This window comes from Mycolicibacter heraklionensis (assembly GCF_001021505.1).
GTDB classification, from domain to species: Bacteria; Actinomycetota; Actinomycetes; order Mycobacteriales; family Mycobacteriaceae; genus Mycobacterium; species Mycobacterium heraklionense.
The window spans coordinates 52305-75155 of the sequence record NZ_LDPO01000009.1 but is presented as its reverse complement, the minus strand read 5'-3'; the positions used below and the strand labels follow the sequence as shown (position 1 = coordinate 75155).

The following is a 22851-nucleotide window of genomic DNA, read 5'->3' as shown; positions in this document are numbered from 1 at the left end:
ACCGGACGTCCGAACACTCGGCCTGTCGCCGAGCAAATCGGGCGGTGACAACTGGCGCGACAGCGGCCACCTAAACTGGCCGACTATGTCGCAGCACCTGCAGGACAAGGTCGTCGTCATCACCGGTGCCGGGGGCGGATTCGGCAAACTGATCGCGGAGAAGTGCGCCGCCGCCGGGGCCCGCGTTGTCGGCGTCGACATCGGTGCCGAGAACCTTGCGGCGGTCTTCGACGGGATCCGCGAGGCCGGCCTGTCCGGTACCTATCAGGTGGCCGACGTCACCGACATCGAGCAGATGAAAGCCGCGGTGCGACACGCGGTGCAGACTTTCGGTGCGGTGGACGTCATCGTCAACAACGCCGGTGTGATGCCGCTGGCCTATTTCGCCGATCACGAGAAGGCCTGGCAGCACTGGCACCGGGCGATCGACATCAACATCAAGGGCGTGGTGAACGGCATTTCGGCGGTCTACGACCAGATGATCGAGCAGGGCCGCGGCCATGTCGTCAACATCTCCTCGATCTACGGCAACGCCGGTGTGGCCGGCTCGGGCGTCTACAGCGCGACCAAGGCCGCGGTCACCGTCCTATCGGACTCGCTGCGCAGCGAGGCGAAGGGAAAAATCAAGGTGACCACGGTCAAGCCGACCGGGGTTCTGGGCACCAACCTCGGCAGAGGAGTGGTCAACGGCGCGGCGATCATGGGGATCGTCGGCTCCCGCGGTGAGAGCTACATGCGGTCGGTCACCGCGTTCGCCGAGGGCACCCTGGACCCCGAGCAGACCGACATCGACTCGGTGAGGTACTGGCTGATCACCCCCGAAGACCTCGCCGAGGCGGTGGTGCACGTCATCGACCAGCCCTGGGGTATCAGTATCAGCGACATCACCGTGCGAGCGAGCGGCGAAGACTACATCTACTGATATCGAGTGACCGAAGGCGGTGAGCGACGATGTCTCCCGAGATCGACTGGGAATCACCGGCTTACACCGCCGCCGAGGCCGCCCACTATCACGCCGTCGGCTGGTGGTCGCAGACCACGCTGTCGGACGCGGTGCGCCGCAATGCCCAGAGATTCCCCGCCCGGGACGCCTATGTGGACTACCTGGGTGCAGGCTTGACCTGGCCGGAATTCGACATCGCGGCGCAGGAGTTGGCGACGCGGCTGGCAGGTGGCGGGGTTCGTCCCGGAGACCGGATCGCGGTGTGGCATCGCGATTCCGCGGCCATCCACGTGCTGTTCGTGGCGATCGAGCGGTGCGGGGCGGTAGTGGTCGGTATTGGTGCACGGGCCGGAACCCGGGAGGTGTCCGCGATCCTGGCCGCCTCGCAGGCCCGGCTGCTGATCACCGACGAGCAGCGGCACGCCGCCGCGGCCGGACTCGAGATCGCAGCGCTGAGCATTGACGAGCTGCAAACCGCCGCCGAAATCGGTGTGCCGGGACCGCAACTCGGACCGGATGACGTCTTCCTGATCAACTCCACCTCCGGTACCACCGGACTGCCCAAATGCGTGGTGCACACCCAGAATCGCTGGCATTACTTTCACCAGCTGGCCGTCGCCAACGGGCAACTGAGCCCCGAGGACGTCTTCCTGCCGATCATTCCCACGCCGTTCGGTTTCGGCCTCTGGACCAGCCACACCACCCCGATTCACCTCGGCGCTACGGCGATCCTGCTGGACCGATTCACCGCAGCCGCGACCTGTGCCGCGATAGCACGTCACCGGGTCACCGTATTGTGCTGTGTCAGCACGCAATTGACCATGATGATGGCGGATCCGGCCAGTCGCGAGTTCGATTTGAGCTCGTTGCGGGTGGTGTTCACCGGCGGGGAGGCGTTGCCCTACCGGCCGGCCGCGGAGTTCGAGGAGCTCACCAGGGCGAAAATCCTGCAGTTCTACGGCTCCAACGAGACCGGGGTGCTCAGCGCCACCACCCTCGACGACTCGTTGGAGCGGCGGTTGCGGACCGGTGGGCGAATCGTCGGCGAGATGGCGGTCCGGCTCTTCGGCGGCGAGGACGGCAACACCGACGTGACCGACACCGGCCGTGGGCAGCCCGCCTGCCGGGGGCCGGCCACCAGCCTCGGCTACTTGAACGGCGTCGATCACGACAAGCTGTTCACCGCCGATGGCTGGATGCGCATGGGGGACATCTGCGAGATCGACGCCGACGGCTATCTGAGCGTCACCGGCCGGACATCGGATTTCATTCTGCGCGGCGGCAAGAACATCAGCGCCGCCCAGGTCGAAGACGCGGTGATGACCCATCCGGCGATCGCGGTGGCCGCGGCGGTGCCGATGCGCGACGAGGTGTTCGGCGAAAAAGTCTGCGTCTACGCCGAACTCGCCGAGGTGGCACGCGCGGACGGCGGCACCCTCGAGTTGGCCGAACTCGTCGAGCACCTGCTGGCACTCGGGGTGTCCAAAGAGCTGTTGCCGGAACGCCTTGTCGTCATCGACGAGTTGCCGCGCTCATCCGGCGGCAAGATCGCGAAGGGACAGTTGCGCGAGATTAGCGGCTATTCATAGCCTTCGTAGACCTGCGACGGGCCCTCGGGTGTGATGAGATAGCCGACCGTCGCAACGTGCACGTCACCGACCGGGTCGAGTTCTCGATAGCCGCCGACCATCTCGATGTCGTTGTCGCGCAGACCGATCCGGAATCCGCCCCACAGATACGGCACTGGGAACCACAGTTGTCTTCTGGGCAGCTCGTGCAGCACCTCGACCGGGGGATAGCGGAGCATCTGGCGCAGGTCGCCACCCCGGAACAGGTGTTGGATCAGGTCGTCGATCACGGCGGTGAGCTGAGTGTTGAGCGCAGCGATCCGGTCGTGGTCCAGCGGCGCCGGCGGCGGTTGGAGCACCTCCAGCAGTTCGGCCGACCGCCGGTGCTCGACGGCGAGGTCATAGGCGGTGCGACCGGCGGCGTCCGGTTGTGAGCGCAGCGCGCCCCGCTCGATCAGCCAGGACGCGACGTCCGGGGACGCGCCGTGCCAGCCGGCCTGATGCAGCACCGTCAGCCAGGACTTGCCTCCCGGCCGCCATGCCTTGATATCGACCACGTGATCGCCGCGGTCGAGCTCACGGATCACCGTGCTCCACTTGCCCCGCTTGGCCATGTCGGCCAGGTATAGGGCGGCTTGCGCTTGCCGATTGCCGAGCAGTGCGCGGTCCATCACACCCGGCCAGAGCGGCGCGTTGTTGCGGATCTCGGCGTAGGTCGTCACGGTGACATCTTCTCGCGGTTTGGGCCGCGGCGCTTGAGTCCGCCGCTATGGGTCTTCGACGTCATCGAGAAGTTCCTCAGGGTGGTGGAGATGGTTGATCTGGGGCGGGCCGGTGCCGTCGGTCCACGCCAGTCGGCCTTGCTCGGTGACGTGAGTCTGGAGGTCGCCGCGGGTGGCAGCGCCGTGGTCGCCGCCGCAGGCGAAGTAGAGCTCGTCGGCGTTGGTGCGGCCATCGTGTGCCCAGTCGGTCGAATGGTGAACTTCGCAGTGGTAGCCGGGCTCGGTGCAGTTCGGCCTCGTGCAGCCGCGGTCGCGAGCGTGGCAGATGATCCGGTGATCCAGCGTGGCGATGCGTTTGCTGCGGCCCAGATACAGCGGCCGCTCGGAGTGGTTGTCGAACACCGCGAGATAGTGAATCGAGTTGGCCGCCATGCGGATCAGATCACGCATCGGAAGGCGGCTGCCGCCGCCGGTACGGGCCGGAGCCGGCATCGGGATATCCGGGTCGGTCATGGCGCGGGCCGCCTGGTCGAGGTCGGCGAGTTTTGTGGTGACGATGACGGTCACGGGAACCCCGCGGTGGGTGCCCATGGAGCCGAACTCGATGCTGTGGCGCAGCGCGAGCTTGAGTGCGTCGTGGTCGCGTTGTCCCGATGAGCGGGTATCGCGCTCTTCAGAGTTACCGGGCCGCCGGTGGCCGGGGCGTACCGCAGCCATGACGGCCTCCAGATAGGCGCGGGTTTCGGGGTCGATGCAGCCGGATAGCCGGCTCATCCCGTCGGGGCCTTGGCGACCCAGGACGAGGTTGCGGCGGCGCGCTCGGTCCTCGTCGGTGAAGTTGCCGTCGGGGTTGAGGACATCGGCGATGGCGTGACCCATGATGGTGACGAAGGCGGCGTCCTGTTCGGTGGCGTGGCGAACCAGGGTGCGTTCGGCGGCCTCCCGGTCGGCCGGTGCGATACTCGCGGGTAGCTGGTCCAGGGCGCTGGTAACGGATTTGATGTGGTCATCACCGATCCGGCCGTCCTCGACCGCGGCGGCGACGTCGGGCAGCTCCGGCGGAGTCGGGGGTCCGGTGAGATTGCGGCGCGGCCGGATGCGGGCGGCGATGCGGAAGCGGCGTCGGACCTCGGCGCGGGTGATGCGCAGGCGTGACCACAGCAGGTCGGCGATCTTGGTGTCTGCGGGTAGCCGGGGGTCGTCGGGGCCGTCGGCAGGGTCGGCGATCTCGCCGAAGATGCGGTAGGACAGGCCGCGATTGACACGGTGTTGGGTTTCGAGGTGTTCGGCCATTTCGACCCGAAACGCGTTGCCGACCAGGTCCGTGTCGGCCGCCCTCAGCCGTGCCTGGGCGTCGTCGATCAGTGTCAGATCCGCGCGGATAGCCGCGCGCGCCGCCGCAGCGGGGGGAAGGACCTGATCAGACACATCCCCAGGTTATCGAACGTTTGTGCGAATACCGGGGCTCGAACGCTGATCTGTGGATGAACCGGGCAACTGTGGATGAATCACCCGAAATTGCCTGGCGGCAACGCTGTTCAAGCTGATGGTGATCCAGCACGCCGTGCCGCACCCAGGAACTGTCAGCGGCGTTCGGTAGGGTCCGTCGGCGTGACCGCGAACCTGACCCTCAAACCGGTGAACGCCCGCCTTGCCGACGAACTCGAAGTAGCCGAACGGCAGGTCGCGGCCGCCGTCGCGCTGCTCGACGAGGGGGCGACGGTTCCGTTCATCGCCCGCTACCGCAAAGAGGTCACCGGCAGCCTCGACGACGGCCAGTTGCGCACCCTGGAAGAGCGGCTGCGCTACCTGCGCGAGCTCGACGACCGCCGGGCCGCGGTGCTGTCCTCGATCGAGGAGCAGGGCAAGCTCACCGACGAGTTGCGAAACGCGCTGCTGTCGGCCGACACCAAGGCTCGCGTCGAGGACATCTACCTGCCCTACAAACCCAAGCGCCGCACCAAGGCACAGATCGCGCGGGAGGCGGGCCTGGAGCCGCTGGCCGACCGGCTGCTGGCCGATCCGGCACTGGACCCGCAGCAGCTCGCTTCGGAGTACACCGGCGAGGAGGTCGCCGACGCCGCGGCCGCGCTGGAGGGTGCCCGCGCCATCCTGGTCGAACGCGCCGCCGAGGATGCCGAGCTGGTGGGCGCGGTCCGGGAGAAGTTCTGGTCGTCCGGCTCGCTGACAACCGCGCCGCGCTCCGAAGACGCTGCGAAAAGTGCTGCGGCACAGAAATTCCGGGACTATTTCGAGTTCAGCGAAGCGCTGGAGACCATGCCGTCGCACCGGGTGCTGGCCGTGTTGCGGGGTGAGAAGGAAGACGCCCTGGCGCTGTCCTTCGACGGCGGCGACAACGAGCCCTACCAGGCGATGGTGGCCAAGTCGCTGGGTGTGGACATGACGGCCCCCGGTAAGGCGACGCCCTGGCTGGCAGACACCGTTCGGTGGGCATGGGACACCCGGCTGGCGTTCTCGGCAGCAGTTGACGCGCGGATGCGCCTAAAGCAACGCGCCGAACAGGACGCGGTGGCGGTGTTCGCCAAGAACCTCAAAGACCTGCTGCTGGCCGCACCGGCGGGCAACCGCACCACGCTCGGGTTGGACCCGGGTTTTCGCACCGGGGTGAAGGTCGCCGTCGTCGACGGCACCGGCAAGGTCGTCGACACCTGCGCGATCTTCCCGCACCAACCGCAGAAACAGTGGGATCAGGCCAAGGCGGCACTGGCCGCACTGGTGGCCCGGCACGGCGTCGACCTGATCGCGGTCGGCAACGGCACCGCGTCGCGCGAGACCGACGCCCTGGCCGCCGAGCTGATCGCCGACCTCAAGGCCGCCGGTGCTCCCGCACCGACCAAGGCGATGGTCAGCGAGGCCGGCGCCTCGGTGTACTCGGCGTCGGCCTACGCCGCGCACGAGCTCCCCGATCTGGACGTCACGCTGCGCGGGGCGGTGTCGATCGCGCGGCGACTGCAGGATCCGCTGGCCGAACTGGTCAAGATCGAACCGAAGTCCATCGGCGTCGGCCAGTACCAGCACGACGTGACACCGGGAACCCTGGCGCGCAGCCTCGACGCGGTGGTCGAAGACGCGGTGAACGCCGTGGGTGTTGACCTCAACACCGCCTCGGCCCCGCTGCTGGCCAAAGTGTCCGGGGTGTCGGAGTCACTGGCTGAGGCCATCGTGGCGCACCGTGACCAGACCGGGCCGTTCCGCAGCCGGGCCGCCCTGCTCGACGTGCCACGGCTGGGGCCCAAGGCATTTGAGCAGTGCGCCGGTTTCCTGCGCATCCGCGACGGTGACGACCCGCTGGACTCCTCGGGGGTGCATCCCGAGGCCTACCCGGTGGTCCGGCGCATCCTGGACCGCTCGGGAGTGTCGCTGGCCGAGATCATCGGCGACGAACGATTGCTGCGGTCGCTGCAACCCGGCGACTTCGCCGACGACCGGTTCGGGGTCCCGACCGTGACCGACATCCTCGCCGAGTTGGAGAAGCCGGGACGTGACCCGCGGCCGGCGTTCTCGACGGCGACCTTCGCCGCGGGCGTGGAGAAGGTGGCCGACCTCAAGGTGGGCATGGTCCTGGAGGGGGTGGTGACCAACGTCGCCGCCTTCGGAGCGTTCGTCGACATCGGGGTGCACCAGGACGGTCTGGTGCACGTCTCGGCCATGGCCGACCGCTTCGTGTCCGACCCGCACGAGGTGGTCCGTTCCGGACAGGTGGTGAAGGTGAAGGTCGTCGACGTCGATGTCGACCGCCAGCGCATCGGGCTCAGTCTGCGGCTGGCGGACAAGCCGGCGGACAAGCCCGGCACATCCTCCCGCGGCCCGGCGGCCAAACCGGCTGCGCGCGGTGACAACGCCAAGCAGAATCGTGGGCGGCGTCCCGGCAACGGTGCCGGGCGCCGGGATGCGGCACCGGCAGGCGGGTCGATGGCTCAGGCGCTACGTGACGCCGGATTTGGAAAGTAGGGACGGATGGCCACGCAAGACAACGGCGTCGCACAGCAGTTCGCCGACATCGTGGGTGCAGGCGGACTGCTGACCGGCGAGCAGATCGGTCCCGACTACGCCCACGACGAGGCGCTGGTCGGAGCGCCGGTGACGCCGCGCTACGTCGCCCGCCCACAGACCGCCGAGCAGGTTGCGGCGCTGCTGGCCGCGGCAACCGAAGCCAAGGTTCCGGTGACCGCCCGCGGATCCGGCACCGGCATGTCCGCGGGCGCGCGGCCGTGCCCCGACGGTCTGCTGATCTCCTTCGAGCGGATGAACGCGATCCTGGAGATCGACACCGACAATCAGGTCGCGGTGGTGCAACCCGGTGTCACCTTGGCCGACCTCGACACCGCGACGGCCGAGGCGGGGCTGATGTACACCGTCTTCCCGGGCGAACTGTCCGCCAGTGTCGGCGGAAACGTCGGTACCAACGCCGGCGGCATGCGCGCGGTCAAGTACGGGGTCACGCGGCACAACGTGCTCGGCCTGCAGGCTGCGTTGCCGACCGGCGAGCTGATCCGCACCGGCGGCCGAATCACCAAGCTGTCCACCGGTTATGACCTGACCCAGCTGATCATCGGCTCCGAGGGCACCTGCGCGCTGGCCACCGAGGTCACCGTGCGGCTCTATCCCCGCCTTGGGCACTCCGCCACGCTGTTGGCGCCGTTTCCGGATCTGCCCGCGGTGCTGCGTGCGGTGCCGGCGGCGGTGCGCAGCGGCGTGGACCCGGTGATCCTGGAATACGTCGACAAACTCACCCTGGCCGCGATCAGCTACTCGCAGAACCTGAACCTGGGCATCCCCGACGCGGTGCGTGAGACCGCGGAGGCGTACCTGGTGGTGGGGGTGGAGAACCGCGACCGTGAGCGCCTCGATGACGACGTGGCCATGCTGGGCGAACTGCTGGGCTCGCTGGGGGCCATTGATGTCTATGTGCTGGAGGGTAATTCAGCGCACGCCCTGATCGAAGCCCGCGAGAAAGCGTTCTGGACGGCCAAGGCCGCCGGGGCCCACGATGTCATCGACGTGGTGGTACCGCGGGCCGAGATGCACCAGTTCCTCAGCAAGGCACAAGAATTCGCCCAGTCGGCGGGTGCCGGTGTGGTCGGCTGCGGACACGCCGGTGACGGTAACGTCCACCTGGCGGTGTTCTGCGCCGACGACGACGTCCGCCACCGGCTGCTGCACGACATCTTCGCGGCCGCGATGGCCCTCGGCGGCGCCATCTCCGGTGAGCACGGCCTGGGACGGCTCAAGACGCAGCATTTCCTGGAGCTGGAGGATCCGGTCAAGATCGCCCTGATGCGCCGAATCAAGGATGCCTTCGACCCCGCCGGGATCCTCAATCCGGGCGTGCTTCTATAGGCAGCAGATCGCGCGCGTCCCGCATACTTCGGTGCCCGGCAAGAAAGGCAGCCACATGACTAACGGAGCACAGGCCCTGATCGCCACTTTGGTCGACAGCGGGGTTCAGGTCTGCTTCGCCAATCCCGGTACTTCCGAGATGCATTTCGTGGCCGCCTTGGATTCGGTGCCGCAGATGCGCGGGGTGCTGTGCCTGTTCGAAGGCGTGGTCACCGGTGCCGCCGACGGGTATGCCCGGGTGGCCGGAAAGCCCGCTGCCACCCTGCTGCACCTGGGGCCCGGGCTGGGTAATGGCTTGGCCAACTTGCACAACGCCCGCCGGGCGCACGTGCCGGTGGTCAACGTCATCGGCGATCACGCCACGTACCACAAGAAGTACGACGCGCCGCTGGAATCCGACATCGAACCGCTGACCGACTGGACCCACGGCTGGGTGCGCCGCACCGGCAGCGGCGGCGACGTGGGGCGCGACGCCGCCGAAGCGGTCGCGCAGTCACTGGCCAGTCCGGCACAGGTCGCCAACCTGATTCTGCCCGCCGACATCTCCTGGGAAGACGGCGCGCAGGCGGCCGGGCCGGTCGAACCGGTCCCCGCGGCTGCTCCCGACGCACAGGCCGTCGCCGATGTTGCCGCCGTGCTGGGCAGCGGCGAGCTGGTGGCGATCCTGATCGGCGGGCCCGCTGTCGCCGATGTACGCGCTCTGGAGGCCACCGACCGGATAGTCGCCGCAACCGGTGCTCGTGCTCTGGTCGAGACTTTCCCGGCCCGGCTCGTCCGCGGCGCCGGGGTCCCGGCGATCGACCGGCTTGGCTACCTGGCGGAGCAGGCCGCCTTCCAACTCGACGGCATCAAGCACCTGGTGGTGGCCGGCACGCGGGCTCCGGTGTCGTTCTTCGCCTACCCCGGCAAGCCCAGTGACTTGGTTCCCGAGGGTTGCGTCGTACACAACCTGGCCGGCCTCGAGACCGATGTGGTGGCCGCACTCGAGCAGCTGGCCGATGCGGTGGCTTCCGGCGTGCAGCCGCGGCCGGCACCCGCCGCCGTCCCCGAACTCCCGACCGGGCAGCTCACCCCGCAGAACTGGGTACAGGTGATCGGGGCACTGCTGCCTGACAACGCGATCATCTCCGACGAGTCCAACACCTCGGGCCTGATGCTGCCCGCGGCCACCGCCGGCGCGCCACGTCACGACGTGCTCACGCTGACCGGCGGCGCGATCGGGCAGGGTCTGCCGGTCGCTCTGGGTGCGGCCGTGGCCGCACCGGACCGGCCGGTGATCGCGCTGCAGGCCGACGGCAGTGCGGCCTACACCATCTCCGCGTTGTGGACGATGGCGCGCGAGAACCTGAACGTGACCACGGTGCTGATCAACAACAGCTCGTATGCGATCCTGCGCCTGGAACTGGCCCGGGTGGGTGCGCAGGGCGGTGGGCCGAAAGCAAACGATCTGCTCGACCTGTCGCGGCCGAATATGGACTTCGCGAAGATCGCCGAGGGCTTCGGGGTGCCGGCGACGGTAGCCACCACCTGCGAGGAACTCGCCGAACAGTTCCGCCGGGCCGTGGCCGAGCCGGGACCGCACCTGATCGATGCGCGGATCCCGACCCTGTTCTGACCGGACGACGGTGCTCTGACCCGCCGCCGTGGCCGGCTTCGGTCCGGCCGAGCGTGCTAGCTGACGCTCTGGCCGCCCGTGACCCGATTCGCCACGAATGTCGCGGCCTCCACGGTCTTGCCGTCCTGCACGTACATCAGGTGCGGGACGACGCTGCCGCTGTCTTCGCAGTAGATGTCGCCCGCCAGGCAGAAGTCGATGGTCTTCGGGCGGTAGGACGCGGCGAGGACCGGCAGCGGACCTCCCCACAACGAGGTGGAGTACGGGCTCGACGGCGGGCCGAACAGTGCCACCGCGACCACGTGGTTGGCGACCGGAGCCGGCAGCGCATTGCTGGACATCGCGATGACGCTGGCGCCCTGGGAGTAGCCGCCGAGCACGAGCTTGGTCTTGGGGCAGTTGGCGACCGTGCCCTGAATGTGGGCGGTGGCGTCACTCTCACCGAGGACCGCGCTGTTGTGGTAATCGGTGCTCGCCGGGTACTCGACCGGGTAGACGTTGACGTTCACGCCCTGCAACTGCTCCTGCAGGGAACCGACGAAGGCCTCACCGACGTCACCGAGTCCGACGGGCTGACCGGAGCCGCGGGCGAACACCACTTCGGCGTCCGGGCAGGGCTCTGCGGCTGCGGTGGGAATGCCCATCGGCGCGGCCACCAGGGTTCCGGTGAGCATCACCACGGCAGCGAAGGTGCGAACAGTGTTACGCAAATTCATCCTTAAATGCTGACATGCCCCGGTCGTGCCGGTGGCCCGCGGGTCGTGAATCAGCAAACCGCAAAGCTGGTCCTGCGGGGCGAACACGGTGGTTAGAGCCGGTTTGCCGCGTAGGCCGCGCCTTCGTCTGCGATCCCGTCGTAGGCGCCCGGTGCGTGCGCGGAGAAGTTCAGTCCCTCGGAGCAGACCGGGTCTTCGGGCGCACACAGCTGGATGGTCTTGGCGGTATACGCCGGGCCGATGGCCAAGGGCGGCTGGCCGAGGAAATTCATCGCCCGGTCGTTCGGAGTTCCGAAGAGCACCACGGCGGCGACGTGGTCTGCCACTTCCGGGGGCATTGGCCGTGGTATATCGACCCCTTCCACGCCGTCTGGGATGGCGTTGGCGGTGGAGAAGCCCATCACCGCGGCGCCCTGCGAGAAGCCGCCGAGCACCATCTTGGTCTTGGGGCAGTTCGCCGCAGTGGCCTCGATGTGGGCGGTGGCGTCACGGATGCCCTCAATGCCCGTCGGCCAGTCATTGGTGGCCGGGTAGTCGATCGCGTAGACGTCCACCGGACGGTCCGGCAACCGGGCCCGTAGCGAGTTGACGAATGCTTGCCCGGTCTCGCCGAGGCCGGCTTCCTCACCGGTGCCTCTAGCAAACAATACTTGGACATCGGGACACGGCTCGGCGGAGGCAGGGGCAGGGATGGCGGCGGTGCTGTGCAGCAGCCAGGTCAGGGCCAGAACAACACCGAGGGAACGAAGTATCCGACGTGGGTTCACCGGTACATGGTGGCATAAGAATCGTGTCGTGTGCAGCAGACACCCCTGGCAGTGAACGTATTCAGTGAAGGCTGACCCACTGATGAGCAGGACGCTGAGTGGCTCATAGCGAAGATCTGAGTCAAAACTGAGATCGGCTCCGAACGGTCGCTGGTTACTGGGAGATGTCTGTCTGGTGTCGGTGAGATGACTTCCGGCGATTGTCGCCCGAGCAAACTTTGGACACACCCCCGACAGTGAGCGCGAGCAGTTGGATTCCCACGATCGACGCCATCAACGTGTGGACCGATACGTCGTAGAGCCAGCCGGTCAGCGCTCCGCCGGCCGCGGCGGCCCCGCCCAGCGCGGCGGCGAATGCCCCGTAGGCGCTGGCCCGGCGCCCCGGTGCGACCAGGTCGGCGACCACGGCACGCAGCGTCGACTCCTGAATGCCCACCGCGGCACCCCACAGCAGCGCCCCGGCCACCACCGCGGGGACGTTTCCGGCGAAGGCGAACACCGCGACGGCAGCCGACAGAATCGGGAGGGCAAACAAGACCTTGCCGCCGAACCGGTCATAGCACCACCCCGAGGCGAGCGCCGCCAGCGCGTCGGCGACCATGGCCGCCGCATACAGCACCGGGACCGCTGCCGCCGGCAGCAAACCGCGGTTGACCAGGTGAAACGACACCAAGCCGAAGGTCGTGAAACCGATCATCGTCAGCGCGACGAACCCGCAGTACCGCCAGAACACCGCCGGCAACCGCCCGGCGTCGCCGCGCGTCGGGTGGGCGCGCGCCGCGCCGGGTTCGTAGCTCGCGGGCTCGGGCACCCGCAGCCGCAGCCAGACCAGCAGGGCCAGCGTTGCGGCACCGGGTAACGCCAGCACACCCAGCGCGGGGGCGTAGTCGCCGCCGGTGAGTGCCAGCACCGCGGCCACGGTCAACGGACCGATCACCGCACCTACCTGGTCGAGCGCTTCATGCACGGCGAAGCCCCGGCCACGGCCGGTGGCACTGGTCGCGTGCGACAGCAAGGTGTCTTTGGCGGGGCTGCGGACCGCCTTGCCGACCCGCTCGGCAATCACCAAGGCGCAGGCAACCCAGAGCGTGCCGGCAACACCGAGCAGTGGCACGGTCAGCACGGTCAGGACGTACCCGGCAATCGTCCAGGCCCAGAAGCGTCGGGTCCGATCAGCCAGCGGCCCCGACACCAGTCGCAGGCCGAGCGCGGCGGCCTCGCCGACCCCCGTCACGGTGCCGACCACCAGGCCGGTGGCGCCGAATGACGCCAGCAGCGGCCCGGTGATGGAACGAGCGCCCTCGTAGACGAAATCTGCCAGCAGACTGACGGTGCCGAACACCGTGACGAACCGCCAGGCACTCAACGCCGGGCGGGATGCACCGGGGCTCGGCGCGCGCATATGACCAGATGCTAGACGTCCGGAGTGGCCGTCGGTGGCCCTTCTCCGGCGCACCAACGGCGCTGCAATACCGGGTATATCGGATATTCATCGATAAAATTGCGCGGACCGGTGCGTTCTGATCGCCGGATGACACCGTGGATGGGACAGCATGGCGCAAGAGACAGGCCCCGCGTTGGGGATGTCCGTCGGGGCGACCACATTGGCGGCAGTAACCGCCGACCGCGCGATCACCCGTCGGCCCGTGCTGACGCTGTTCCGGGATCGGCCATCCCAAATCGGCATGCCCTCGGAGAATTCCGCGGTGAGTTCTGACCTGCACGACCGTGGACTCGTGGTGACCGACTTCGTGGATCGGGTCGGCGGCGGTAGGCCGGTGGTGGCGAGTGACGGGTCTACCCACCGTGCCGAGCAACTGCTCGCTGATGGGTTGCATGCCCTGGCCTATGCGGTGACCGAGGGACGTCCGATACCGCCGGCGGTGGCGGTCACCTATCCCGCGCACTGGTCGCGTGACGCGGTCGGTGCGCTGCGCACCGCGCTGGGGCGGGTTTCGGAGTGGGCGCAGCATCCGGTGTCGCTGATCTCCGATACGACGGCAGTTTTGACTGCGCTGCAAGCGAATCCGGGTCTACCAGACCACGGGATCATCGCGGTGTGCGACTTCGGGGGAAGCGGAACCAATGTCACCCTCGTCGACGCGGGCCGCGGTTTCGAACCGATCAGCGCCACCCGCCGCAGCACCGTCTTGTCCGGAGACGTGATCGATCAGGCGCTGCTGGATCACGTGGTCGCCGATCTGGGTGGCAACGGCGACGGGCCTCCGACGGTGGGGTCGCTGACCCGGCTGCGCAGCCAATGCCGTGACGCCAAGGAACAGCTGTCGTCCGAGACGGTGGCCGAACTCGCGGGGTTCCACGGCGGCGTGTGGCTGACCCGCGCAGAACTCGACGAGGCCCTGCGCCAGCCCCTTGACGGCTTTTTCACGGTCTTGCAGGACACCTTGGACGACAACGAGATTGTTCCCGATGCGCTGTCGGCGATCGTGTCGGTTGGCGGTGGGGCGAACATGCCGACGGTCACCACCGGCCTGTCGCAACGCTTTGGGGCCGCCGTAATCAGCTCGCCGCGACCACAGTTGACGGCGGCTATCGGCGCCGCGCTGAGCGTCGCCGGCAATGTGGTGACCATCCCGAAGAAGGCGCCGCCGCCGGTGGCGCCGCCACCGTTCCCCGATTCGGTCCCGCCGCCGGAGCACGCTCCGCCGCCGACCCCCGAAAGTGCCCCGGATGCGGGGCTGCAACCGTTGGTGACGCCACCGCCGGCTCGCCCGGCTCCCGTTCCGCCACGCCAGCCTACGGCACCGGAACCCGACGTGATCGGCGGCCAGGGTGGCGTGGAGTGGTATCAGCGGCCGGTCGCGGTGGTGATCCTGGCTGCGCTGGTCGCGATGTTGCTGGGCACGGTCGCCGTGCTGGTGCTGCGGCATGCCGCCGACACCGGACCGGACTCCGGCGTGCTGACCACCGTCTCCACCACCACCACCACACCGTCACCGACGGTCGAGCCGCCGCCGGCGTTCGCGCCCAGCCCCGAAACCATTCCGCCGACTCTGCCCGAGTTTCCGGAGACCCCGGCCCCAGAACCCACAGAGAGCCCGGTCAGCCCTTAGCGCTGCTTGGCCAGAACGACCAGCGCCAGCGGAATCTGCACCTGCTGCGGGTTGCTCGCGAGCCGGGCGGCGACGCCGGCTTCCAGGTGACGCACGAAGTCGGCTGCGCGCTGATCGTCGGTCCCGCCGGTCAACCCGGCGGCCAGCGTGGGGAATACGGCGGCGCTGACGAAGGCGGCCCACTGGGCGCCGAGCGCAACCGCATCGCCGTCGAGCAGGTATCGGTCCCAGAACCGGTCCTCGGCGTCGAACACCTCCAGCCGCTCGATCGTCAGCGACTCGAACCGCCCGGCGGGGGCGAACGGCGCGCGAAGTTCCTTCTCGCTGCGGCCGAGCACCGGGATCGCCATGCGGGCGACCTCGTCCCGGGTCAGTCGGCCCTCGCGCACCTGCTCGTCGAGAACCGCGACGATCGCATCGAGCAGCGGCCGGTAGCCCGATCGTCCCGCGGCGTCGACGGCTGCGGTCAACACCAGCAGCTTCCCGCCGGGGCTCAATTCCCGGCCGCGGAACGCCACGAAGTCATGCCAATCCTGGGCGGCCTGGCGCGCGTAGGCGCGCCGCGCGGCGTCGTCGTCGCTGTGCTCGACGTGGACGTGGTCGGCGAATCCGGGTAGCTCCGCGGCGGGCCGGCGCAGCCACATGGTCGCCCAGGACGTCCAACCCAGGGTGACGCTCTGCGAGGGCAGGATCTGGGCGTAGAACGACCGGCCTATCGCCGACGGGAAGCTGGCCGTGTCCTTGCGGACGTAGCTGTCGGGATCCTCTGCCAGCGTGGTGAACAACGCGGTGAAGTCGTTGTCCGGCAGGTCGGTGTGGGCGACCAACACGGCATGGTCTGGCCGGGTCCGCCGGCGGAAGGCGGCGATGGCGGCGCCGATCGGAAGCAGTGAGTTGTAGCCGGTGGCGGCGCCATAGTCGGCGACGACGATCGGAAGCGGCGCGGATGGCAGCGGAACCGTCGCCGCGAGCTGTTCGAACACACCGGTGGCGTGGGCCAGTCCGGCCGCCTGCAGCCGGCTCGAGGGAGCGCCGCCGGGCTCGGGACGGACCACGATGCTCGACTCTGGCATGGGCACCTCCGACCGGAGCGAACCGTCATCGATATCACCACTGACGGTAGCGCTATCGGCAATCCGTGGCACACTTCCGTAAGTGAGCGCGCAGCGGGCGATCGGACGCATTCCGGTCGTGGTGGCGGCCGGCCTGATGACCATCGGCGTGATCGGCTTTGTGGTTGCGCTGATTCTCAATGTCTTTGTGCTGGACCGCTACGACGCCTACGGCGAGGTGCCGATTCCGGGCACGGGCCGGGTACATCTGCCGGCGGGCGAGGTGACGGTGAATCTGCACACCCGGGTCATCTCCAGTCCCACTGGTGGCGGACTGCCGGTGCCACCGATCAGCGTGACGGTGACGCCACCGGACGGGGTGCCCGATCCAGAGTTCCAGGAAAGCGTCGGGATGACCACCACGGTCAACAACGACACGCGGCGGCGGCTGTGGCGGATCTACGTAGCCGAGGCCGGCGACTACCAGATCGCCACCGACGGGCAGGTCGGGGCATATATCGCTCCGCGGCTGGCATTCGGAAAGCCCGCCGGCCACTCGACGCTGCTCTGGGTGTTTCCGGTGGTCTTCGCTCTCGGTCTCGTGGATCTGGTCGCAGGCCGGTTGTTGACGGCACGCCGTCGCCGCTCGCCGACGGAGACTGTCGGCAGCGGAACAGATTTCGGCCACGACCGGTTCGTTCCCGAGGGCGAAGGAATCCGCATCGAGCAGCTCAAGACGATCACGGCGCTGCGTGATTCCGGAGCGCTGACCGAAAAGGAGTTCGCCGAAGAGAAGCGGCGAATCCTGCGCGGGCACTGAGGCTCAGTGGCCGCGCGCCACCCACTCGTCGTAGTGGACCAGTTCGTCACCGATCCGCGTGCTGTCGCCGTGTCCGGTGTAGACGACAGTCTCGGCCGGCAGTTCGCCCAGCCGCCCGGAGATCGACGCCAAGATCGTCGGGAAGTCCGAGAACGAGCGGCCGGTCGCCCCCGGGCCGCCGCAGAACAGGGTGTCGCCGCTGAAGACCGCGCCCAGGTCCGGCGCATGCCAGCACACCGAGCCCGGCGAGTGACCGGGGGTGTGCAGTGCCCGCAGTTCCAAGCCTCCGACCGTGAGCGTGTCGCCGTCGGCTACGGCACGAAAGTCACTGTCCGGGTGCGTCATCTGCCACAACATGTCGTCGCCGGGGTGCAGCAGCACCGGTGCGTCGAGCGCTCGTCCCAGCTCCGGCGCCACGGTGATGTGGTCGTTGTGGCCGTGCGTGCAAACCACCGCCACCACGTTGCGCCCGTTGACGGCGTCGATGATCGGGGCCGCGTCGTGCGCGGCGTCGAAGACCACCACATCGGAATCGTCACCGACGATCCAGATGTTGTTGTCGACTTCCCAACTGCCGCCGTCGAGTTCGAATGTGCCGTGGGTGACGACCCGCTGAATCGGGCTGCCGGCGCTCACAGCACCACGACCGACCGCAGCACTTCGCCGCCGTGCATGCGATGGAATGCCTTCTCGACATCGCCCAGCCCGATGCGTTCGGAGACGAACTTCTCCAGCGGAAGCCGACCCTGCAGGTACAGGCTGATCAGGGTGGGGAAGTCACGTTCGGGCAGGCAGTCGCCGTACCAGGACGACTTCAGCGACCCTCCGCGGGAGAAGAAGTCGATCAGCGGCATCTCCAGTTGCATGTCCGGGGTTGGAACGCCCACCAGCACAACGGTTCCGGCCAGGTCACGGGCGTAGAACGCCTGCTTCCAGGTCTCCGGGCGCCCGACCGCATCGATCACCACGTCGGCACCGAAACCGTCGGTGAGGTCCTGGATGGTCTCCACCGGGTCGAGCTCACGGGCGTTGATGGTGTGGGTGGCGCCGAATTCACGGGCCCAGTTCAGTTTGGTGTTGTCGGTGTCGACGGCGATGATGCGCCGGGCACCCACCAGGGCCGCACCGGCGATCGCGGCGTCGCCCACGCCGCCGCATCCGATCACCGCCACGGTGTCGTCGCGGGTGACGCCGCCGGTGTTGATCGCCGCACCCAGACCGGCCATCACCCCGCAGCCCAACAGTCCCGCCACCGCCGGGTCGGCGCTCGGATCGACCTTGGTGCACTGACCTTCGTGAACCAGGGTCTTGTCGGCGAACGCCCCGATGCCCAGTGCCGGGGTGAGTTCGGTGCCGTCGGTCAGGGTCATCGGAACCGAGGCGTTGAAGGTGTCGAAGCACAGGTGCGGGCGGCCGCGCTTGCAGGCGCGGCACTGTCCGCACACCGCGCGCCAGTTCAGGATCACGAAGTCGCCGGGCTCGACCGCGGTGACGGCCGATCCCACGGACTCGACGGTGCCGGAGGCCTCGTGGCCCAGCAGGAATGGGTAGCTGTCGTTGATACCGCCGTCGCGGTAGGTCAGGTCGGTGTGGCAGACCCCGCAGGCGGTGATGGCGACGACGACATCGTTGGCACCGGGATCGGGGATGACGATGTCGGTCATCTCGACCGGCTTGCCCTTTTCACGGGAGATCACCCCGCGCACTGTCTGACTCATGGGGTCAACCTTATGTTGCCGCCTGCGCGCCCGGTGCCGGCACCGGGGCTTGCGCGGCGACCGCCGGGGTGCGGGTGTCGGCACGCAGGAAACTTCCGGTGCGTTGGGTCCCAAGCACACTGGTGGGCTGGCCGTCGAGCACCACCGCCTGGCCGGAGACCAAGACCGCGCTGACGGCTTCGTCGTTGCGGTTCACCATGCGTGACATCCCGCCGTACTGGGCGAACGGTTCCTCGACGTAGGCGTCCAGGGTGTCATCGAGGTGGGTGGGGTCGATGACCACCACGTCGGCGCGGTCACCGACCCGCAGGTGGCCGGCGTCGATCCGGTACCAGTCGGCCAGTTCACCGGTCAGCCGGTGCACCGCCTGCTCGACTGACAAGAACGCCTGCCCGGACTGCTGGGCGTCGAGGACGTGGCGCAGCAACCGCAGCCCCATGTTGTAGAACGCCATGTTGCGCAGGTGCGCGCCCGCGTCCGAGAAGCCCATCTGGATGCCGGGTTCGGCGGCGAGCTTCTTGAGCACCTCGGGCCGGTGGTTGGAGATCGTGGTGTGCCAGCGCAGGGCGCTGCCATGCTCCAGCACAAGGTCGAGGAAGGCGTCGACGGGATGCACTCCGCCGCGCTCGATCCCGACCTGCCCGAAGGACTTTCCGATCACCGAGGCGTCGGGGCAGTCGACGATTTCGGCGTCGAAGAAGTCGCGGTGCCAGACCCGCGGGCCGTACTTGTTTTCGTAGTCCTTGCGGAAGCGTCGCCGGTAGGACTCGTCGCGCATCAACTCGTCACGCTCGAGCGATTCCCGCAGGTGCAGCGCTTCGGCTCCCGAACCGAACTCTTCGAAGATCACCAGATCGATGCCGTCGGCGTACACCTCGAACGGCACCGGCAGGTGCTGCCAGCGGAAATCGGCGCCCAGCTTGGTCAGCATGCGCGAGGCCTTGACCATCGCCGGAATCGCCCACCGGTTGCTCTTGACGTCGGCGGCGGCCAGCAGGCTGGTCTTGAGCGGCCGGCGGAAGATCCCCAGGGCCTGCGCCAGCTGGGACACCACGTCGAAGGGGTTCTTGACGTCCGGGCCGGCCTGCAGAATCCGCCCGCTGCGGCGCAGCTTCGACTTGAGCCGGCGCAATTCCTTGGGCTTGGCGTACGTCGACGGCAGCGTGCGCGAGCGGCAGACGTCGCCGTCCATCTTGTCGAAAAGCAACTGCTGCGAAGACATTCCGACGAATCCCGCTTCCAATGCCTCGTCCAGCATCTGTTCCATCCGGGCCTGCTCGGCCGCCGTGGGCCGAGCGTCGGAGCGGGTGGCGCGGTCCAGTCCCATGATGGCGGCGCGCATGTCCGAATGCCCAATGAACGCAGTCACATTCGGGCCGAGCGGCAGCTTCTCCAGGCTGGCGATGTAGTCCTCACAACTCGACCAGGTCTTGTGCGCATCGATCGTGTCGACCACGTACCGGCGCGGGATGGCCTCCACCCGTCCGAACAGGTCGCCGGCGTCCTGGCCGTCGACGTGGATGGTGGACAGCGAGCACGAGCCCACCAGCACCGTCGTCACGCCGTGGCGCACCGACTCCGACAGCGAGGGGGCGACGAGTATCTCGACGTCGTAGTGGGTGTGGATGTCCAGCAGCCCGGGCAGCACCCATTTGCCGGCCGCGTCGATCACCTGGCCGCAGCCCGCCTCGTCGAGTGGTTCGGCGGAGATGGCGGCGACGTGCCCGTCGCGGATACCGATGTTGCGGATCGCCGACGGTGCGCCGGTGCCGTCGAACCACCGGCCGCCACGAATCACGGTGTCAAAGCTCACGGGTGTTCCTTTCCGCCGAATGCCGTTCCAGCATGTCCGGCGACGCGGGCGAAGTCTTGACATCTGCGGACATTTCTTTGATATTTGCGGACATGTCGGTGGTGCGCGGCACCGCGCTGTCCGGATACCCGGAGCTGGTCACCGAGCTCGGCGGTGATCCCGCGGCATTGCTGGCCGCAGCCGGGGTGCCGGGCGGATCGGTCGGAGCCCACGACGTCTTCGTGCCGTACCGCGCAGTGATCCTGGCCGTTGAGTCTGCAGCGTATGCCACCGGTTGCCCGGATTTCGGGCGCCGGCTGGCGCTGCGTCAGGACATCGGCAACTTCGGGCCGCTGGGTGTGGCCGCACGCACCGCGGCCACCGTCGGCGGCGGGTTCTCGATCGTGGAGCGGTTCCTATCCGCCTACAGTCCGGCGATCTCGGCGCGCATCATCCCGGGCGGCCGTGCCGGCGGTTCAGCGAGGCTCGACGCAGGAGAGGGGAAGCTGGGACCGCCGCATGAACCCGGCGAGTCGTTCTATGCGTTCGAGGTGCTCATCGAGCGATCCCCGCCGCACCCGCAGACCACCGAGCTGTCGCTGGGGGTCTCACTGGGAATCATGCGGATGATGTTCGACGCCCCGTATTCGCCACTGTCGGTGCACCTTCCGCACGAGGCGCTCACCCCGGTGCGCGACTACCTGGCCTACTTCGGCTGCCGCCCCTACTTCGCGCAACCGGTGGCTGGGTTCACCTTTCGCACCGTCGATCTGGACCGACCCCTGCACCGGGACGACCAGGCCCACCAGGCCATGGTGCGCTATCTGCGTGGCATCACCGCCGAGTCACCGGGCATCGCGGCGTCGGTGCGTGCGATCGCTCGCCAGCTGTTGCCCACCGGCACCGTGAACCTCGAGCTGATCGCGGGCCAGCTCGGCCTGCATCCGAAGGCGCTGCACCGGCGACTGGCCGCCGAGGGGACTACGTTCGCCGCCCTCGTCGACGGGGTCCGCCGGGAGGCCGCTCACCGCTACCTGCGTGACACCGACATCAGCCTGGCGCACCTTACGCGCGAGCTCGGCTACGCCGAACAGAGCGTGCTCAGCCGGTCCTGTCAGCGCTGGTTCGGCTGCAGCGCGAGCAGTCACCGCAAGGCCGTCCGCGCGGCGACCGGGTTCGACGGCCGAGGCTAGGGTGATGGCGGTGTCCGCCGCTGAAGCCCCGTCCGCCCTCTCCGCCCTAGACGACTGGCCCGTCGACCACGCGGCCGCTGCCGTCGTCGGCCCCCAAGGCGTGCTGGCCACCCACGGCGATACCGCGCGGCCGTTCTACCTCGCGTCGGTGACCAAGCCCTTGGTGGCGCGGGCGGTGCAGGTCGCGGTGGAGGAGGGAGCCGTCGAACTCGACACCCCGGCCGGGCCGCCGGGTGCCACGGTGCGGCATCTGCTCGCGCACGCCTCCGGGCTGTCGCCGGACTCCGATCGGGTCCTGGCTAAGCCCGGCACCCGGCGGGTGTACTCCAACTACGGCTTCGCGGTGCTGGCCGACACGGTGCAGCGGGAGTCCGGGATCGAATTCGGCCGCTACCTGACCGAAGCGGTGTTCGAGCCGCTGGGCATGACGGCCAGCCGGCTGGACGGGGGAGCGCCGGCGGCCGGTTTCGGAGGCACCTCGACCGTCGCGGACCTGGCCGCCTTCGCCGGTGACCTGCTGACGCCGGCCACGGTGTCGCCGCAGCTGCACGCCGAGGCCACCCGCGTGCAGTTTCCCGGCCTGGACGGCGTGTTGCCGGGTTACGGGCCGCAGCGGCCGAACGACTGGGGGCTGGGCTTCGAGATCCGGGACGGCAAAACACCGCACTGGACCGGTACGGCCAACTCGGCGCGGACGTTCGGCCATTTCGGCCAGTCCGGCACCCTGATCTGGGCTGATCCGGCGATCGAGCGGGCGCTGGTGGTGCTCACCGACCGCGACTTCGGCGACTGGGTCACGGGCCGCTGGCCGGCCCTGGCCGACGCAGTGGTAGCCGCGTTCGGCCGGGACTAGCCAACAGGCGTCACACGAGGCACAATAGACACATACAACACTGAATACACTCCAGTTTCTGCAGCAACACTGCTCAAATTCGGTCCCACCAGGTCGTTGGGGAAGACGTCCCTCGTGGATCCGAAGGAGCAACTGATGCGCGCGACGAATCAATTCGCCGACGTGACCAGCGGCGTGGTGTACATCCACGCCTCGCCCGCGGCGGTGTGCCCGCACGTCGAGTGGGCACTGACCTCGGCTTTGGGTGCCCGAAACGGCCAGGCGAAGCTCAACTGGACGCCGCAACCGGCCATGCCGGGACAGCTGCGAGCCGTGGTCAACTGGGTCGGTCCGGTGGGCACCGGCGCCCAGCTCGCCAGCGCGCTGCGCTCCTGGTCGGTGTTGCGGTTCGAGGTCACCGAGGATCCCAGCGCCGGAGTCGACGGCCAACGGTTCAGCCACACCCCGCAGCTCGGTCTGTGGAGCGGGACGATGAGCGCCAACGGCGACGTGATGGTCGGGGAGAACCGCCTGCGCACGCTGATGGCCGCCGGCGCCGACGCGCTCGCCGCGGACCTGGAAACGGTGCTGGGCACCGCCTGGGATGACGCGCTGGAGGCCTATCGCGACGGCGGTGAGGGCGCGGAGGTGTCCTGGCTCAGCCGCGGCGTGGGCTGA

At 68.5% G+C, this 22851-nt stretch carries 19 protein-coding genes; 10 read left to right on the top strand and 9 right to left on the bottom strand.

The annotated features are described in order from the left end of the window. The first annotated feature begins 85 nt into the window (after nucleotides 1-85). The gene (locus ABW16_RS12495) at nucleotides 86-922 is read left to right on the top strand and encodes an SDR family oxidoreductase (protein ID WP_047319498.1); all 837 of its coding nucleotides are present in this window, start codon (nucleotides 86-88) and stop codon (nucleotides 920-922) included. 29 nt (nucleotides 923-951) lie between these two features. Continuing rightward, a complete protein-coding gene (locus tag ABW16_RS12490) occupies nucleotides 952-2532 on the top strand; it encodes a class I adenylate-forming enzyme family protein (RefSeq protein ID WP_047319497.1) in 1581 nt (526 codons plus the stop codon). Here ABW16_RS12490 and ABW16_RS12485 read toward each other — a convergent pair. Together ABW16_RS12485 and ABW16_RS12480 are read right to left on the bottom strand one after the other, a co-directional pair. Then, nucleotides 2523-3233 carry an ankryin gene (locus tag ABW16_RS12485; protein ID WP_052956882.1) on the bottom strand — a complete coding sequence of 237 codons (711 nt, stop codon included), beginning with the start codon at nucleotides 3231-3233 and terminating at the stop codon, nucleotides 2523-2525. The genes ABW16_RS12490 and ABW16_RS12485 overlap by 10 nt on opposite strands. A gap of 45 nt (nucleotides 3234-3278) precedes the next feature. After that, nucleotides 3279-4661, bottom strand: a complete 1383-nt coding sequence (locus ABW16_RS12480; RefSeq protein ID WP_047319496.1) for an HNH endonuclease signature motif containing protein — start codon at nucleotides 4659-4661, stop codon at nucleotides 3279-3281. 183 nt (nucleotides 4662-4844) lie between these two features. Between ABW16_RS12480 and ABW16_RS12475 the strand changes: the two genes are divergently transcribed. From ABW16_RS12475 to ABW16_RS12465, 3 genes are read left to right on the top strand one after another with little or no spacing between them, the layout of a single operon-like run. Beyond that, nucleotides 4845-7205, top strand: a complete 2361-nt coding sequence (locus ABW16_RS12475) for a Tex family protein (protein WP_047319495.1) — start codon at nucleotides 4845-4847, stop codon at nucleotides 7203-7205. Between the two features lie 6 nt (nucleotides 7206-7211). Then, on the top strand, nucleotides 7212-8594 hold the full coding sequence (locus ABW16_RS12470; RefSeq protein ID WP_047319494.1) for an FAD-binding oxidoreductase: 1383 nt from the start codon (nucleotides 7212-7214) through the stop codon (nucleotides 8592-8594). A gap of 55 nt (nucleotides 8595-8649) precedes the next feature. Next, on the top strand, nucleotides 8650-10209 hold the full coding sequence (locus ABW16_RS12465) for an acetolactate synthase large subunit (protein WP_047319493.1): 1560 nt from the start codon (nucleotides 8650-8652) through the stop codon (nucleotides 10207-10209). Nucleotides 10210-10265: 56 nt separating this feature from the next. Here the strand turns inward: ABW16_RS12465 and ABW16_RS12460 are convergent, their stop codons facing one another. The 3 genes from ABW16_RS12460 to ABW16_RS12450 form a co-directional block, all read right to left on the bottom strand. Further along, on the bottom strand, nucleotides 10266-10925 hold the full coding sequence (locus ABW16_RS12460; protein WP_109519579.1) for a cutinase family protein: 660 nt from the start codon (nucleotides 10923-10925) through the stop codon (nucleotides 10266-10268). Between the two features lie 92 nt (nucleotides 10926-11017). Beyond that, complete coding sequence (locus tag ABW16_RS12455) at nucleotides 11018-11692, bottom strand: cutinase family protein (RefSeq protein WP_082134088.1); 675 nt, start codon at nucleotides 11690-11692, stop codon at nucleotides 11018-11020. Between the two features lie 154 nt (nucleotides 11693-11846). Then, nucleotides 11847-13094 (bottom strand): MFS transporter, encoded by a 1248-nt coding sequence (locus ABW16_RS12450; RefSeq protein WP_047319492.1) that lies wholly within the window; start codon nucleotides 13092-13094, stop codon nucleotides 11847-11849. A 151-nt stretch (nucleotides 13095-13245) separates the two neighbouring features. Here ABW16_RS12450 and ABW16_RS27755 point away from each other — a divergent pair, with 151 nt between their 5' ends. After that, nucleotides 13246-14766: an Hsp70 family protein gene (locus ABW16_RS27755; RefSeq protein ID WP_052956881.1), complete on the top strand. Its 1521-nt coding sequence runs from the start codon at nucleotides 13246-13248 to the stop codon at nucleotides 14764-14766. Here ABW16_RS27755 and ABW16_RS12440 read toward each other — a convergent pair. Further along, the gene (locus tag ABW16_RS12440) at nucleotides 14763-15839 is read right to left on the bottom strand and encodes a class I SAM-dependent methyltransferase (RefSeq protein ID WP_047319491.1); all 1077 of its coding nucleotides are present in this window, start codon (nucleotides 15837-15839) and stop codon (nucleotides 14763-14765) included. The two genes, ABW16_RS27755 and ABW16_RS12440, sit on opposite strands and share 4 nt — an antisense overlap. A gap of 82 nt (nucleotides 15840-15921) precedes the next feature. Between ABW16_RS12440 and ABW16_RS12435 the strand changes: the two genes are divergently transcribed. Next, nucleotides 15922-16638 (top strand): SHOCT domain-containing protein, encoded by a 717-nt coding sequence (locus ABW16_RS12435; RefSeq protein WP_047319490.1) that lies wholly within the window; start codon nucleotides 15922-15924, stop codon nucleotides 16636-16638. A 3-nt stretch (nucleotides 16639-16641) separates the two neighbouring features. Here ABW16_RS12435 and ABW16_RS12430 read toward each other — a convergent pair whose 3' ends face one another. From ABW16_RS12430 to ABW16_RS12420, 3 genes are read right to left on the bottom strand one after another with little or no spacing between them, the layout of a single operon-like run. Further along, entirely contained in the window at nucleotides 16642-17274 is a 633-nt protein-coding gene (locus ABW16_RS12430; protein WP_047319489.1) for an MBL fold metallo-hydrolase, read from the bottom strand. Next, nucleotides 17271-18356 carry an S-(hydroxymethyl)mycothiol dehydrogenase gene (locus tag ABW16_RS12425; RefSeq protein ID WP_047319488.1) on the bottom strand — a complete coding sequence of 362 codons (1086 nt, stop codon included), beginning with the start codon at nucleotides 18354-18356 and terminating at the stop codon, nucleotides 17271-17273. Before ABW16_RS12425 ends, ABW16_RS12430 begins: the two co-directional genes overlap by 4 nt. Nucleotides 18357-18366: 10 nt before the next feature. Continuing rightward, entirely contained in the window at nucleotides 18367-20169 is a 1803-nt protein-coding gene (locus tag ABW16_RS12420; protein ID WP_109519578.1) for an N-acyl-D-amino-acid deacylase family protein, read from the bottom strand. A 92-nt stretch (nucleotides 20170-20261) separates the two neighbouring features. Here ABW16_RS12420 and ABW16_RS12415 point away from each other — a divergent pair, with 92 nt between their 5' ends. From ABW16_RS12415 to ABW16_RS12405, 3 genes are all read left to right on the top strand, one after another. Then, the gene (locus tag ABW16_RS12415; protein WP_047319486.1) at nucleotides 20262-21341 is read left to right on the top strand and encodes an AraC family transcriptional regulator; all 1080 of its coding nucleotides are present in this window, start codon (nucleotides 20262-20264) and stop codon (nucleotides 21339-21341) included. A 10-nt stretch (nucleotides 21342-21351) separates the two neighbouring features. After that, nucleotides 21352-22194 (top strand): serine hydrolase domain-containing protein, encoded by an 843-nt coding sequence (locus tag ABW16_RS12410; RefSeq protein WP_233424759.1) that lies wholly within the window; start codon nucleotides 21352-21354, stop codon nucleotides 22192-22194. 135 nt (nucleotides 22195-22329) lie between these two features. Further along, entirely contained in the window at nucleotides 22330-22851 is a 522-nt protein-coding gene (locus ABW16_RS12405; protein ID WP_047319574.1) for a DUF3145 domain-containing protein, read from the top strand.